The 15207-nt window shown below is 71.9% G+C and carries 13 protein-coding genes; 7 read left to right on the top strand and 6 right to left on the bottom strand.

Translation table 11 applies throughout. The features are described 5' to 3' along the window. Positions 1-21: 21 nt before the first annotated feature. Together ACLQ3B_RS24265 and iolB are read left to right on the top strand one after the other, a co-directional pair. Entirely contained in the window at positions 22-1206 is a 1185-nt protein-coding gene (locus tag ACLQ3B_RS24265; protein WP_425783001.1) for a glycoside hydrolase family 88 protein, read from the top strand. A 46-nt stretch (positions 1207-1252) separates the two neighbouring features. Next, positions 1253-2077 carry a 5-deoxy-glucuronate isomerase gene (gene iolB, locus ACLQ3B_RS24260; RefSeq protein WP_425783000.1) on the top strand — a complete coding sequence of 275 codons (825 nt, stop codon included), beginning with the start codon at positions 1253-1255 and terminating at the stop codon, positions 2075-2077. 64 nt (positions 2078-2141) lie between these two features. Here iolB and ACLQ3B_RS24255 read toward each other — a convergent pair whose 3' ends face one another. From ACLQ3B_RS24255 to ACLQ3B_RS24245, 3 genes are all read right to left on the bottom strand, one after another. Continuing rightward, positions 2142-3398 (bottom strand): hypothetical protein, encoded by a 1257-nt coding sequence (locus tag ACLQ3B_RS24255; protein WP_425782999.1) that lies wholly within the window; start codon positions 3396-3398, stop codon positions 2142-2144. Positions 3399-3611: 213 nt separating this feature from the next. Continuing rightward, the gene (locus ACLQ3B_RS24250) at positions 3612-4217 is read right to left on the bottom strand and encodes a lytic polysaccharide monooxygenase auxiliary activity family 9 protein (RefSeq protein WP_425782998.1); all 606 of its coding nucleotides are present in this window, start codon (positions 4215-4217) and stop codon (positions 3612-3614) included. Positions 4218-4440: 223 nt separating this feature from the next. Further along, on the bottom strand, positions 4441-5019 hold the full coding sequence (locus ACLQ3B_RS24245; RefSeq protein WP_425782997.1) for a hypothetical protein: 579 nt from the start codon (positions 5017-5019) through the stop codon (positions 4441-4443). Positions 5020-5494: 475 nt separating this feature from the next. On the opposite strand from ACLQ3B_RS24245, the gene ACLQ3B_RS24240 reads away from it, so the two are divergent. From ACLQ3B_RS24240 to ACLQ3B_RS24220, 5 genes are all read left to right on the top strand, one after another. Beyond that, positions 5495-6034 (top strand): carboxymuconolactone decarboxylase family protein, encoded by a 540-nt coding sequence (locus ACLQ3B_RS24240; RefSeq protein WP_425782996.1) that lies wholly within the window; start codon positions 5495-5497, stop codon positions 6032-6034. Between the two features lie 132 nt (positions 6035-6166). Next, positions 6167-8764 (top strand): class III lanthionine synthetase LanKC, encoded by a 2598-nt coding sequence (gene lanKC / locus ACLQ3B_RS24235; RefSeq protein WP_425782995.1) that lies wholly within the window; start codon positions 6167-6169, stop codon positions 8762-8764. Positions 8765-8769: 5 nt separating this feature from the next. Next, on the top strand, positions 8770-8889 hold the full coding sequence (locus ACLQ3B_RS24230; RefSeq protein ID WP_013734295.1) for a SapB/AmfS family lanthipeptide: 120 nt from the start codon (positions 8770-8772) through the stop codon (positions 8887-8889). Positions 8890-8961: 72 nt separating this feature from the next. Next, positions 8962-10689: an ABC transporter ATP-binding protein gene (locus ACLQ3B_RS24225; RefSeq protein ID WP_425782994.1), complete on the top strand. Its 1728-nt coding sequence runs from the start codon at positions 8962-8964 to the stop codon at positions 10687-10689. Then, positions 10686-12464 carry an ATP-binding cassette domain-containing protein gene (locus ACLQ3B_RS24220; RefSeq protein ID WP_425782993.1) on the top strand — a complete coding sequence of 593 codons (1779 nt, stop codon included), beginning with the start codon at positions 10686-10688 and terminating at the stop codon, positions 12462-12464. Before ACLQ3B_RS24225 ends, ACLQ3B_RS24220 begins: the two co-directional genes overlap by 4 nt. An 11-nt stretch (positions 12465-12475) precedes the next feature. On the opposite strand, the gene ACLQ3B_RS24215 is transcribed toward ACLQ3B_RS24220, so the two are convergent. The 3 genes from ACLQ3B_RS24215 to ACLQ3B_RS24205 form a co-directional block, all read right to left on the bottom strand. Next, a complete protein-coding gene (locus tag ACLQ3B_RS24215) occupies positions 12476-13060 on the bottom strand; it encodes a response regulator transcription factor (RefSeq protein WP_425782992.1) in 585 nt (194 codons plus the stop codon). 120 nt (positions 13061-13180) lie between these two features. Beyond that, positions 13181-13789, bottom strand: a complete 609-nt coding sequence (locus ACLQ3B_RS24210) for a response regulator transcription factor (protein WP_425782991.1) — start codon at positions 13787-13789, stop codon at positions 13181-13183. A 197-nt stretch (positions 13790-13986) separates the two neighbouring features. Then, entirely contained in the window at positions 13987-15162 is a 1176-nt protein-coding gene (locus ACLQ3B_RS24205) for a hypothetical protein (protein ID WP_425782990.1), read from the bottom strand. Positions 15163-15207 lie beyond the last annotated feature (45 nt).

Here is a 15207-nt window from a genome sequence, read left to right as displayed (position 1 = left end):
ACACGAGGGAGAACAGCATCCATGACGGCGACCGACGTCCGTCCCAGCTCCGACGCAGAGGCCACGGCCGCCGCGGTGACCGCCGCGATACGTACCGTCGACGCGAACATCGCCACCTTCGGCGACCGGTACCCCGCGGACACCACCGACGCCAACCGCTACCCGCTCCGGCCACCGGGCGCCGGCCAGCCCGAGGGCGGCAACGTCGGCTGGACCACCAGCTTCTGGCCGGGCATGCTCTGGCTGGCGCATGACCTGACCGGTGACGACCGCCACCTGCGCGCCGCGATGTCCCACGTGGACAGCTTCGCGGCCCGGATGACCCAGGGCATCGACCTGGACACCCACGACCTCGGTTTCCTCTACACCCTCGCCTGCGTCACCCCGGCCCGCCGTACCGGCGACGCACAGGCCCGAGGCGCGGCGCTCGCCGCCGCCGACCACCTGATGACGCGCGTCCTCGAACCCGCCGGAATCATCCAGGCCTGGGGTGACCTGAACGACCCCCGCCAACGTGGCCGCACCATCATCGACAGCCTCATGAACACGCCGCTGCTCTTCTGGGCCAGTCAGACCACCGGCGACGACCGCTACGCCGCCGCGGCCCGCCGGCACACCGCCCAGCTGCGCGAGCACATCCTGCGCCCCGACGGCACGACCTTCCACACCTTCTACTGGGACCCGGAGACCGGCGCTCCACTACGTGGTGAAACCGAACAGGGCCACGCCGACCACTCCTGCTGGGCCCGCGGCCAGGCCTGGGGCATCTACGGGTTCAGCCTCAACCACCGGCACATCGGCGACCCCGCGCTGCTCACCGCCGCGATGACCTGCGCCGACCGCTTCCTCGCCCACCTGCCCGACGACCACGTCGCGTACTGGGACCTGGAGTTCGGCGACGGCAGCGGCCAGGAGCGGGACAGCTCAGCCGCGGCCATCGCCGCCTGCGGCCTGGTCGAACTCGCCGACAGCCTCACCGACCCGGCCAGCGCCGGCCGGTACCGGACAGCCGCCGCCGCGATCCTGCGCTCGCTCATCGAGCACTACTCCACCGGTGGCCATCCGGTCTCGAACGCGCTGCTCCTGCACGGCGTCTACGACAAACCCAAGGGCGTCGGTGTGGACGAGGGAACCCTGTGGGGCGACTACTTCTACCTGGAAGCCCTCACCCGCGCCACGGTCCCGGGCTGGACCAGCCCCTGGTGACCACCAGGACCGACCCGCACCGCCCCGCATTCCACGAAAGGTGACCATGGACTACCGCTACCACTGCGCCATTCCCGCCGCCGACGGCCGGAACACGCTGCCCTTCAATCCCTGCCAACTGCTGGACTTCACCCTGCTGCGGCTGTCGGCCGGCGAGTCCTGGACCGGCGAGTCCGGTGACCGGGAGATCCTGGCCGTCATCCTCGGTGGCACGGCCACCTTCACCGTCAACGGACACCATTTCCCGCAGGTCGGCCGGCGTCCGGACGTCTTCTCCGGCAAGCCGCACTCCGTCTACGTCCCGGCCGGCTCCTCGGTGACCGTCGAGGCCGTCACCGCCGTGGAGATCGCCCTACCCAGCGCCCCCAGCGAGCTGGCCACCGACCCCTATGTCATCGCACCGGAACAGGTCGCGACGGGCAACTGGGGAGCGGCCAACTTCGGCCGCACCTACCACCAGATCCTCACCGAGGTCTCCCAACCGGAGCTGCCCGCCCGCCGGCTCATCGTCGGCGAGACCTACACGCCCTCGGGCAACTGGAGCACCTACCCGCCGCACCGGCACAAGGTCGACGACCTGCCCGCCGAGGCCGCACACGAGGAGATGTACTACTACCGCGTCAACCCGGCGAACGGGTTCGGCATCAGCCGGGTCTACACCGACGAGGGGTACGAGGAGAACGTCACCATCCGCGATCATGTGATGCAGATGATGCCCGAGGGGTACCACACGGTGGTCAGCGCGCCCGGCTACACCACCTACTTCCTGTGGTTCCTGGCCGGCACACAACGCACCCAGGGCGCCCGTGAGGACGCCGACCTCGCCTGGGTGGGCCAGACCGTGCCGACCCTGCGCAGCCTGGGTCTCTAGCGCGGCGGCCCCCGGTCGGACGACCCAGTGGGAGGCGGCCCGTTGCGGCACAGGTGATTCTCGTTCATCGTTTCCGAACCTGTCGGAATCCAGCAGCAGCGGTACGCCGTCCACCGGGGGAGAGCCACGGCTCTGTCGGGCACCCGAGGGATGGGCCGCGGTCAGTACCAGCCCTGAACCGGCGGGTCCGACGGCCCGCCCGCGCCGCCGCTAGTGACCCTTCTCGTCCCCGCCAGCCGTCCGGTTCGGGATGGTAGCCGTAGGCGGCAGCCCGGACCGTTTCCTCGTTCTCCAGCCCCGAGCCGATCGCGCCGCCCACAGTGGCCAGCGAGCTGGTGATCCAGGCGAGCGTCAGGTAGTCGGTGAAGTCGACCGGTCGCTGCAGGGTCTGTTCCAGCACCGATGTGTCGATCAGCAGTGCCCCGACAAGCACGGTTCCCACGAACAGCACCACATAGGACACCGCCGTGGCCAGCGTGAGGGTGAGGATCGTACCCAGGTTGAACAGCCGAGCCAGCTCAGCCGGTGTGTCATGGTCTGGTTTCTCCCACAGGTCGTGCGCGACGATCAACCAGGCCACCAACGCGGTCAGCCCGAGCAGCATGATCACGGCGAGCCGGAGTCCGCCGAGCGCGTCGCCCATCTGCCAGATGGTGTCCGTGGTGAGCGCGAACGCGGCAGTGCCGAACGCACCGACCAGCAGCTTGGACAGACCCAGCAGGGCGCGCCCCGGGCGGTTGGCGCGGACCATGCCGGTCAATAGCCGCGCCCGGCCGATCAGCCCCGAGGCGACGTAGCGCCGCTCACCGGGGTCGGCCTCGCCGACCTCTCGGTGGACGGCGGGCATCCGGCTTGCCATCTCGGCTGATGCCCGCTCGACCGGCGGCACCCGCTGGTCGGAAGCGTCGGTCAGCAGTCGGCTCACCAGATCCGGGACGGCCGCGCGGGCTGCTCGCAGCTGGTGCAGTCCCAACGCGGGCAGCGACACCATCGCGACGTGGCGCCGGGCGGAGGTCTGCGCGACCAACGGCACCCGCTCGGCGTGCAGGGGCAGGTCGGTGAGGCAGATTGCGATGTCCCACTTGTCGCTTCTGCGCCGCCGAGCGACATCGTCGAGCAGTGCCTCAACGCCGCCGTCGCGGCGCGGCGCCACCTCGCCCCAGCCCTCCCGAACGGTCCACCGCACATCCGCGCTCACCTGCTCAGCGAGCCGGCCGGCCAGCTCGGTGGTGAGCCGCGCGGCCACCCGGGCGGGGTGGTCCGGTGGGGTTGCCACCAGCCCGACGACGATCTCCGGGCGTTGCTGTTCACTGTGGGACATCCGTGCTCCTCCAGCCGGGCGATGCGTTCGTCGTGCTTCCTCCCGTGAAGAGTCCGCTCACTGCTGAGACCTTGCTGGTGTGCACATCCTCGCAGACCGTTCCGACCCTTAAGGTCGGTTTGTGCCACGAGTGGAGCGCTACCGGAAGACCACTCCGGCCCAGGGCGTGAACGCCCTGGGCCGGAGTGGTTCGACAACTGTCGGTCGTGCCGATCAGGTGACGTTGATGTCGCTGCACCACATGTAGGTCTGGTCCAGGTGCGACGCCCTCCAGAGCACGAACAGGATGTGGTTTCCGCTGCGTGCCGGGAGCGAGACGTTGAACGAGATGTTCTGCGCCGGCGCGTAGCGCCCGGTCGTCGTGACCAAATCGAGGTTGCCCCACCCGAGCTTCTGGGTGGCGGGGTTGAACCCCTGCTTGGTGATGTAGACCTGGAGGTAGTCAGCGCCGTGGCTGGCCTGGTCGTACAGCTGGACCGTGAGGTTGCGGCTGACGGTGGTCGTCTTCCACGCCCCGGGCTGGTTCACGCTGTCGTTCCTGGACAGGGCGTTGCTGCACAGTTGACCATCTGGGGTGCGAGCCTGGTACTGGCCGCCGAGGCCGTCGCGCAGCTGGCTCATCCAGTTCCACATGGTGTCGGGGTTGGCCTGGAAGGCCCGCCAACACATGGGGTCCTGCTGCTGCATGGCCGGGTTCATGTGCTGGCTGCCCCAGGTCTTCCAGCACTGATAGGCACGACTCATCGGGTTGATGATGGTGCCGTGGGCCTGGGCTGCCCCGGTGAAGGGCAGCATGCCGGCCACGATGGCGAACACCATGACGAACGCTCGCAGGGAGCGACGTACGGGTGACCGGGATCGTCCGCCGGATCGATCGGACTTGAGTGAACGCACTGTTCATCCTCCGCTCTTCGGGGCTACAAATCAGCTTGGGAACGCTCCCAAACCAACTGTTGCATCTATCCACTTAAATATCAATGCTTATCTATCTATGGTCGGATGTGGATCGAGCTGACCGGGAGTGTCCGTAGCTGCGGCATGGTCAGAGGCCGGCTGCGGCGTCGTACCGGCGGCGCTGCTCGGCCATCTCCGACTGGGTCAGCGCCTCCTTGAGCGCCAAATCCGCGTACTTGGGCGGGAGCATCTGCCGCACCCGGTCGGTGAACATGACCTCGGCGGTCGCCTCGACCACCTGGATGCCCGGAGGCTCGGTGGACATGTCCATGATCACGGGACCGGCCAGTTTGACCGCCACGTCCCAGGGGCGCTTCTGTTCGGCGACCCCGCAGAGGTGGAAGCCGTAGACCGTCCGCACATCGGCGAGCGCGGTGGCCTCGGTCGGCTCGTAGCCGTAGACGCGGACCCCGCAGATCACCGCCGGCTTCGCCGTGGTGGCCGCCTGCTGGGCACCGTGTCCGGCGTGGTTGTGCTGCCCCGGATCCGCCTGTTCCAGGGTGGTGCGCATCCGGGCCGTGATCTGCGTCTGCAGGTCCGCCGGCTCCGCCTCCGGGCCGGCCCGGTTGACCAGTACGACCGTGCCGGCCGACACCACCAGCAGGATCACCGCCACCCACACGAATCGGTTTCGGTACCACCCCGCGAGACTCTCTCGGGAAATCATGATTGCTTCTCACCTCGTCGCCGGTTCTGGTGCGCTGGCAGGCCGAATCGGACGCCCCCCGGCGGGTCAGGCGTCGAGCGCGTCGTCCGTCGGAGAAACGTGCCGGGGTGTGCCTACGGCGGGCGGGGATGATTGCCCGGAAAATGCCCGTCGTCATAGCGGTGGCCCGGCGATCCGGCAGGCGAGCGTCCGCCAAGGCGGCGCGCTGCCGGCGCTGCGATGCTCCCGTGCTGGCCGTTCCCAGCGCGGTTGCCCCCGCGCTGCGGCGATATGAGCCATTCCAACACGTCTGGGCCCGCTCTGGCAACATCGATGAGCATCAGCGTGGATTCCGCCTGGCCCACCCGCACCGTCGTCGCGCACGCGTGCTCATCGCCGCACCGCCGCGGGCCTGCCCCGAAGGGATCCTCGGCGCGCGCATCTGGGATCGGATATGGTCCATTGCACCCGATTTGCCGCTTCTCAAGGGGAAAATATGAGCCGCTTGCCCTATGTGAACCCCGCCGATGCCCCGGCGCCGGTCCGCGACGCGTTGCAGGCCGCGGCTCCCCTGAGCTTCTTCCGGGTCATGGCCAACGCCGAGACGGCGTTTCCGGACTGGATGCGCTGGGGCGGCACGCTGCTCAGGGACTTGGCCCTCGACCCGCTGCTCCGCGAACTCGCGATCCTGCGGGTTGCCCAGCTCAGCGACGTCACATACGAGTGGGTTCAACACGTGCCGATCGCCCGCTCCGTCGGCGCCACCGACGAGATGATCCACGCGCTCGGACGTGACGAGATCGGGGACGACTGTTTCACGGCAGACCAGCGAATCGTCCTGCGTTTCACGACCGAAGTCGTCCGCGACGTCTGCCCGCCCGACGACACCACCACCGCACTGATCGGGCTGCTCCCGCCGCGCGAGGTGGTCGAACTCCTGATGGTGATCGGGCAGTACATGATGATCGCCCGGGTCGCCGCCGTAGCGGACCTGGAAGTCGACGAGCCGATGGGCGCCGCCGTCTACGGTGCCTGACTTATGTCATGAGTACCTGTGCGCCACGCATCGAAGGTCGTGACTAAGCGCACTGGAGCCGCCGCGTCCTGTCGATGAGACTCGATTCAACGCCGGAACACCAGCCGGCCGAGTTCGAGGGGCGGTGGGACGATGGACGAACGCTACGACAGCTACTGCGCCGCAGACCGGCTGTTCTACGACTCGCTCGGCAGCGCCGTCGCGCAGCCGGTCTTCCCGGCCGCCGACCGGCCGATGCCGACCGGCTGGCGCCGCGAACCACTCGACGACTGGCTGATCTACGCGCCCGACGGTGGCTCACTGCCCCAGCAGGGCTGGAAGATCCATGTGTCGGCGGGTCTGGCGAACGCCGAGCGGGTGCTGGACGCGGTCTGGAACTACTGCGTCCCCCGCGGCCTGTCCTTCAAGTTCCTGCGCGGGCCGCGCACGCTGCTGCTGCGCAATTCCAAGTACGCCGCCCGGGCCGCCAGCGGCAAGTTCATCACGGTCTATCCCCGCGACGACGCGGAGCTGGAGCTGGCCTGCAAGGAACTCGACGAACTGCTCGCCGGCGAGCCCGGGCCGTACATCCTCAGTGATCTCCGCTACGGCGCCGGCCCGGTCCACGTGCGCTACGGCGGCTTCGCCGCCCGCTACTGCCACTCGCCCGACGGCCAGGTGGTGCCGGCGATCGAGGACGACTGCGGCACGCTGGTGCCAGACCGCCGTGAGCCCGTATTCCACGTACCGTCCTGGGTCACAGTGCCCGACTTCCTCGGCCCGCACCTGGCCGCGCGCAGCGGAACCAGCACGGACCAGGTGCCGTACCGGATCGAGCGGGTGATCCACTTTTCCAACGGCGGCGGGCTGTACGTGGGCAGGGACCTGCGGACCGACACCGAGGTGGTGCTGAAGGAGGCCCGACCGCACGCCGGCCTGGACGCCGACGGCACCGACGCCGTCGCACGGCTGGCCCGCGAGGCGCAGGCCCTGCGGCAACTCGCTGACCTGCCGCAGGTGCCCCGGGTGCACGACGAGTTCGTCCTCGGCGAGCACCGGTTCCTCGCGCTCGAGTTCATCGAAGGCCGACCGCTGAACAAGGTGCTTGTCGACAGGTACCCGCTGATCGACGCCGACGCGACCGACGGCGACCGGGCGGCGTACGCCCGATGGGCCCGCCAGGTCTACGAGCAGGTCGAATCCGTCGTGGCGGCGATCCACGAGCGCGGCCTGGTCTACGGGGACCTGCACCTGTTCAACATCATGATCCGACCGGACGACCGGGTCGCCCTTGTCGACTTCGAGGTGGCCGCCCCGATCGCCGGGCACCGCCGACCCGGGCTGCGCAACCAGGGCTTCGCGGCACCGAGGGACCGGACCGGGCCGGCGGTCGACAGGTACGCCCTGGCGTGCCTGCGGTTGGCGCTGTTCCTGCCACTGACCCAACTGGTCCGGCTCGCCCCGGCGAAGGTGACCCACCTGGCCGACATCATCGCCGCGAACTTCCCGGTGCCGAGGTCCTTCCTCGACCCGGCGGTCGAGGAGATCACCGGTGACCCGCGGGTCACCGCTGACCCGGCAGGGGTTCTCGGCCCGGTTGACTGGCGCACCAGGCGGGACCGGCTGACGACGGCGATCCTCGCCAGCGCCACCCCGGAGCGCGACGACCGGCTCTTCCCAGGCGACATCGAGCAGTTCCGCAGTGGCGGCCTCAACCTCGCCCACGGGGCGGCGGGCGTGTTGTACGCGCTCGACAAGAGCGGCGCCGGGCGGTGGCCCGAGCACGAAGAGTGGCTGGTGCGGCGGGCGACAACGCCCCCGTCCGGCACCCGCTGCGGGTTCTACGACGGGCTGCACGGTGTCGCCTACGCGCTCGTTCACCTCGGACGCCGGCAGGACGCGCTTGACGTTCTCGACATCTGCCTGCGGGAACCCCTGGACGGGCTCGACCACAGCCTGGCGAGCGGACTGTCCGGGATCGCGCTCAACCTGGCCGAGCTGGCCGCGCGTACCGGGGAGGGGTCGTTGCGCGACGCCGCGTGGCGGGCCGCCGAGCAGGTGATCGGGCAGTTGGCCGACGACCCAGGCCCGGACGTCAGCGGCGGACGTAACCCGTACGCCGGGTTGCTGCGCGGCCGGACCGGACCGGCGCTGATGCTGGTGCGGCTCTACGAACTCAGCGGCGACGACGAGCTGTTGGGGCATGCCGCCACCGCGCTGCGCCAGGACCTGCGCCGGTGTGTGCTGCGCCCGGACGGCGCCCTGGAGGTCAACGAGGGCTGGCGCACCATGCCCTACCTGGCGCACGGCAGTGTCGGTATCGGGCTGGTCCTCGACCAGTACCTGCGCCACCGCGATGACGACCAGTTCGCCGAGGCGAGCGCGGGAGTCCGCCGTGCGGCCCGCTCACCGTTCTACGCACAGTCCGGGCTCTTCACCGGCCGGGCCGGCATCATCGCCTACCTCGCCGCCTCGACCGACGCCGCCGACCGCCGCGAACTCGACGCCCAGCTGGACCGGCTGTCCTGGCACGCGCTGCCGTACCGCGACGGGACCGCGTTCCCCGGTGAGCAGTTGCTGCGGCTCTCCATGGACTTCGGCACCGGCACCGCCGGTGTGCTGTACGCGCTGGCCAGCGCGCAGCACGACCAGCCGCCGCTGCTGCCCTTCCTCGCGCCCCTGCCGGGCGCGAACAGACTCCCTCGCGACAGCGGGGGCGACCCGATCGGCGAACGGATGGAAGGGAGGTGAACGACATGGCACTTCTGGACCTCCAGGGCCTGGAGATGGCTCCGGCCGACCGCACCGGTGGCGGTAGCCGGGCGAGCCTGCTGCTCTGCGGCGACAGCTCGCTCTCCGTCACGACCTGCAACTGATCCACGCACACGTGGGGCCCTGGGTGGGTAGACGTGCCCACCCAGGGCAACCGCGTACCAACGGGAGGACCGATGCCGACGTTCGCCACGGGGGACAGGCTGCTGCGGCAGACGGTCCTGGCGGGCGGCGGCTGGACCACCGGACTCGCGGCGGTCGCGCTGCTCGGCGCGGCCGCCGAACTGTTGCTACCCGCGGCCCTCGGCCGCGCCGTCGACGTCGCTCTCGCCAGCGGCTCCGGCTGGTGGACGGTGTCCGCCTGCGCCCTGGTCGTCGTCCTCATCGGCGTCGACACCCTGACGGACCTGGCCAGCGGATTCGGTGCGGCACGCGCCACCGCCGGGCTGCGTCGGCGCCTGCTGCGTCACCTCTTCGCCCTGGACGTCCGCGCCACCCGCCGGCACCCGGTGGGTGACCTCGTCGGCCGACTGGTCGGCCAGGCCGCCGACGCGGGACAGGCCGGCAACGCCGTGATCCTGGCCATCGTGGCGGTGCTTCCGCCGCTCGGCAGCGTCGTCGCGCTGGCCATCATCGAACCGGTCCTCGGGGTCACCCTGCTCGCCGGTCTCGGCCTGCTCGCCGTCCTCATGCGCGCCTTCGTGACCGACGCCTCGGCCGCGACCGCCGCGTACCAACGGGTACTCGGCACCATCGCCGGCCGACTGCTGGAGTCGCTGACCGGTGCCCGGACCATCGCCGCCGCCGGCACCACCCGCCGCGAGGAGGACCGGGTGCTGGCGGCCCTGCCGGACCTGGACCGGCACGGTCGGCGCGCCTGGGAACTGCTGGCCCGGGCGAGTGCGCGCACCTCGGCCGTGGCGCCACTGCTGAACCTGAGCGTCATCGCGGTCGGCGGGTACGCCCTGACCACCGGCTGGCTCACGCCTGGCGAACTGGTCGCCGCGGTCCGGTACGCGGCGATGGGCGCCGGGCTCGGTGGAGTGCTGGCCACCCTGAACCACCTGGTCCGCAGTCGCGCGGGAGCACACCGGGTCGCCGAGTTGCTGACCCAGCCCGCCACGCCGGCCGGCGATCGGCCCCTTCCAGCCGGTGGCGGCGCCCTGCGAATGCGGGGGGTGTGCGTACACGCCGACGACGGCCAGCCCATCCTGGACGGCATCGACCTGGACGTCCCGGCCGGCGTCACCGTGGCCGTCGTCGGGGCGTCCGGTGCCGGCAAGTCGACCCTGGCGGCCGTGGCGGGACGGCTGTACGACCCCGACGGCGGTGAGGTGCGACTGGACGGTGTGCCGCTGCGGGACCTCGACGCGGCGGCGCTGCGCCGAGCCGTCGGCTACGCCTTCGACCGGCCGGTGCTGATCGGCGCGACCGTCCACGACGCGATCGGCCTGGCGCTGCCTGTCGACTCGGCGGCGCCGCCGGCCGATCCGAGCCCGGCCACGCCGGCGGTCCTACGCGCGGCCCGGATGGCGGCGGTCGCCGACGTGATCGACCGTCTGCCCCGCGGCTACCGCACCCCGCTGGTGGACACACCGCTCTCCGGGGGAGAGACCCAACGCCTCGGCCTGGCCCGCGCGTTCGCCGCCGAGCGGCTGCTCATCCTGGACGACGCGACGTCCAGCCTGGACACCGCGACCGAACACCGGATCACCGAGGCGGTGGTCGGGCGGGCCGGGGAGCGTACCCGACTGGTGGTCACCCACCGGACCGCGGCGGCCGCGGCGGCCGACCTCGTCGCCTGGCTGGACGGCGGTCGGCTGCGTGGCCTGGCGCCGCACCGGCAACTCTGGGCCCACCCGGACTACCGTGCCGTCTTCCAACCGGCCGGCGGTGGGCCGTGAGCCGACCCGGCGTACGCCTGGTGACCTGGCGGGCGTTGCGGGCCCGCCGGCGCGAGCTCGCCGGGCTCGGCGGCTGGTCGCTTGTCGAGTCGCTGCCCGCGCTGCTCGCCGGCTATCTGGTCGCCCGCGCCGTCGACGAGGGTTTTCTGGCCGGGCGTCCGGTCACCGGCCTGGCCTGGTTGGGGGTCCTCGCCGTGGCCGTGCTGCTCGGCGCGGCGGCCACCGGTCGGACGTACCGGAGCCTCGGTGCCGTGGTCGAGCCGTTCCGCGACGAGGTGGCCGCTCAGGTTGTCCGGGGTGCGCTGCGCGACGCCACCCGGGCGGGCGGCCGCCCGGACAGCGCCGCCGTGACCCGGCTGACCCACCAGATGGAGATCGTCCGCGACACCTTCGCCGGTCTGCTGATGGTGACCCGCGGTTTCCTTTTCTCCGCTGGCGCGGCCCTGCTCGGCCTGCTCGCCCTGGCGCCGGTGGCGGCGGCGCTGGCCGCCGCGCCGCTTGTCGCCGGCCTGGTCGTCTTCGTCGCCGCGCTGCCGGCGATGGTCACCCACCAGCGCGCCTACGTCCGTGCCGGTGAGCAGCTCGGTCAGTCGGCGGCGGCGGCGCTGGCCGGTCACCGCGACGTGCTGGCCTGCGGCGCCCAGGCACGCGTGACGGCCGACGTGGCACGCTGGGTGTCGGCGCAGGCCGCCGCCGAGCGCGTGCTCGCCCGGATGGCGGCGATCCGCACCCTCAGCCTCGGCATCGGCGGCTGGCTGCCGCTGCTGGTGCTGATGGTGGCCGCCCCGTGGCTGGTCGAGCGTGGTCTCACCGCCGGCGCGGTGCTGGGCGCGCTGATCTACGTCTCCACCGGGCTGCAACCCGCCCTGCACACCCTGGTGCAGGGCCTCGGCGGCGGCGGGCTCCGCTACGCGGTCACCCTGGAGAACATCCTGCGCACCTATCCGGTGTCCGACGACAAGCGCCCGTCGGCCCCCGCCGCCCGGTCACCCCACTGCCGGCCGCCCACCGGTCCCGCCGGCCGCCCCGCAGCCGTCGAGGTCCGGGGACTGACCTTCGGCTACGGCCCGCGCGCCCGGCCCATCCTGCAGAACTTCTCGCTGACACTTGCCGACCGGGACCACCTCGCCGTGGTGGGCCCGAGCGGTGCGGGCAAGTCCACACTGGCCGCTCTGCTGGCCGGTCTGGTGCCGCCGCAGGCAGGCACGGTCCACCTCGCCGGCGCGACGGTCACCCAGGTCGAACCGGCCGGTCTCGCCCGGATGCGAGTGCTGGTGCCGCAGGAGGCGTACGTCTTCACCGGCAGTCTCGCCGACAACCTCCGCTACCTCCGGCCGGACGCCGACGATCACACGCTGGAGCTCGCCCTCGACGCGCTCGGCGCGCGTCCCCTGGCGACCCGCCTGGGCGGCCTGGGCGCGCCGGTCGCGCCGGCCCTGCTCTCCGCCGGCGAGCGGCAGCTGATCGCGGCGGTCCGGGCCTGGCTGGCACCCGCCCCGCTGGTGATCCTGGACGAGGCGACCTGTCACCTGGACCCCGCGTTGGAGGCGAGGGTCGAGGCCGCCTTCGCCCGGCGGCCCGGCAGCCTCGTGGTGATCGCACACCGGATCAGCTCCGCGCTACGCGCCGGTCGGGTGCTGGTCCTCGACGGCGACGAGCCCGTGGTGGGGACGCACGAACAGCTGTTGGCCCGCTCGGCCACCTACCGGGCGCTCGTCGGCTGCTGGGACGACTCGGCGGTGCCGCCCCGGGAGGTGCCGGCGCGGCAGGGCTGAGCCCGGCGCCGTCAGATCCAGCCCGCCTCGCCTGCCTTCCGTACGGCCTCCACCCGGGTACGCGCGCCCACCTTGCGGGTGATGCGACCGAGATGGTTGCGGACGGTGCCACGGGTGAGCCCCAGCGACGCCGCCACCTCCGCGACCGGCGCCCCGGCGGCCGTCAGCCTCAACACCTCCGTCTCGCGGCTGGTCAGTGGGCCGTCCGAGCGCAGCGCCGCGACGACGAGATCCGCGTCGAGCACGGGCTCCCGGCGGGCGAGACGGCGGATCCCGTCGATGACCCGCTGGGGGGCGGCGTCGCTGCGCAGGATGCCCACCGCCCTGGTCGGGCAGAGGAGGCCGCGCAGTCGCCGGGCCCGATGGGGGTGGGCCAGCACCAGGACGGGGCACAGGCCGAGGCGACCGGGATCGACTCCCTCGACGAAATCGAGGTCGGCCACCACCACGTCGGGACGTTGGGCGTGAACGGCTGCGGAGACCGCGTCGCCGCGGTCCACCTCCGCCACGACACGGATGTCATCCTCGGCGGCGAGGACGAACGACAGCGCGCCCAACACCAGGGCACCGTCCAGGGCGAGCAGGGTACGGATCACGATGAACCTTCCCGCACTCCGATGGCGATCACACAACGTCAACATTCAAACACGCGCTCGGCGGGTCCGCACGGCGAGGAGGGCGGGTCCGGACATCTCCGACCGGACCCGCCCCGACGGCTACAGCCAGCCGTTACGGCGTGCGCGCGACACCGCCTCCAACCGGTTGCGAGCCCCGGTCTTGCGCAGAATCACCGACAGGTGGTTGCGCACCGTTCCGTGTGCCAGGTGAAGACGGACGGCGATGTCCTTCAGCGGCAGACCCTCGGCGGCCATCCGCAGCACGTCCATCTCCCGAGGCGTCAACGGCATCTCCGGGGGACTCAGCACCGCCACCGCCGCGGCCGGGTCGATGGCCCGCTCCCCGGCCGCGAGCGCGCGGATGGCCCGCACCAACTCGGCCAGCGAACTGTCCTTCCCGACCAGGCCGCGCGCACCGGCCGCCAGCGCCGCCTCCACCAGGGCGGGACTCCACCGAGGGCTCATCGCCAACACGGCGGCGTGCGGCGCCTCGACGTCGATCCGGGCGACCACCTCCACCGGGTCGGGCAGCTCCGGTGTCAGCGCCAGCACCACCACCTGCGGTCGGCACCGCCGGACCACAGTCAACAGCTCGCCGACACCCTCGACGTCGGCGACCACCTCCATGTCCTCCTCACGTGACAGCGCGGCGCAGAGCGCCCCGCGGAGCAAACCCATGTCCTCGGCGACGACAACGTGGATCACCACGTTTTCTCCGATCTCAGGTACGCGTCACGACGGCCACGGATCCCGGAACGTCCACGGGCCGGTCAGGGCGGTCGTGCCGCTACAGACGGGTGGGTATCGGCCCGGGGCATCGTCACAGCTGACGAGCGCGGGCCCTGCTCGACCGACCAGCGGATGGAGCAGGCCCTCGGGCCGGCCACCGGGTCGGTCGAGCCGCCTCAGCCCGGGCGGGCGATCGCCGACGGAGTTCGGCTCTCGACCAGAAGCGGCACGAGATCGCAGTGCTGCCCGGCACCGGAATGCGACTGCCGGTCGAGCGGCCGGACCACCCCTGGCCCAGGCGTCGATCCGTTGTCGACGCCAGCGGCATCCTGATCGGCGGGCGTGACGGGCTGACCAGAAAACACACCCTCAGCGTCCTGCGGTTCCGGTCGCGGGTGTGCGGCGGGGTGCCCCGTCGGGGCCGTGGCACGCGCGGGACCGACGACGCACATCGGCGGCGGCGCGGCCGGGGTCGGCGGCGCTGCGGCGCGTACGGGGGGCAGTGCCGGTTCCGCCGGTGGCGTCGGCACCGGCGATGGGGGAGTCGGGTCGGTCACCGGCGCGGCGGCCGGCCCGAGCGCTGGGGGAACGGGCAGTGGGGATGTCGCCGTCGGAACGGTCACCGCGCCGAGAGCGGGTGACAGAACGGCGTCGGCGACACGGAGGAGCATCACGACGATGGGCCGGATCGGCACGCTGCGCACGATGTCGGCGATGTGCGGCAGTGGGGCGCTGAGCAGGCCCACCACTGGCGACTCGGTCGGCCCGTGCACCACCGGTAGGCGGGGGGCGGCGATGGCTGGCTGTCGCGGCGGATCAGTGGCCGGTCGCGACAGGGCGACACGGTGAGCCGAACGATGAGCCACGGAAGCCGGGCGTAGCCTTTCGCGCTCCGCCGCGCCGGCTGGGACGGCTGCGGCGGCCCGGGGCAGCGGCACGTCGACGGGTGGCACCGCAGGCGTCAACCGTCGAGGCTCCGTCGAGGGTGGCTTCTCGCGGGGGGTGACGACGCGACCAATGGGCTCGGCCAGCGGGGCAGGGAGCTTGTCGCGGCGGCGGTCGTCGGCACCTCGGGCTCGTTGGCGGTCGTGGCTGGGGCGCTCGGCGACCGCGAGCCGGGCGACCGGCTCGATCAGGCCGCCGATCTCCCGATGAAGCTCCGCAACGGACCCGCCGCGCACCCCGTCGGCGGCCGCCGGCCCCTGAAACAGGGCGGCCACGACGAAGCCGGCCCCGACGGCGGCCGCGATCAGCACCAGCCGCCGGGTGAGCCTGCGCAGCCGGCCGGCCACAGGTGGCGCGGATCGGCCCGGCGCGGACGCCGGCGCGGTTCCGATGACGGGACTTCGCACGCGGGCACGACCCCTTCCCTCTGGATTGCTGACCCATAGTAGCGA

This window comes from Micromonospora sp. DT53, from assembly GCF_049841535.1.
Classification (GTDB): domain Bacteria; phylum Actinomycetota; class Actinomycetes; order Mycobacteriales; family Micromonosporaceae; genus Micromonospora.
Note: the sequence above shows the minus strand (reverse complement) of the source record. Positions and strands in the feature narration are given on the sequence as shown.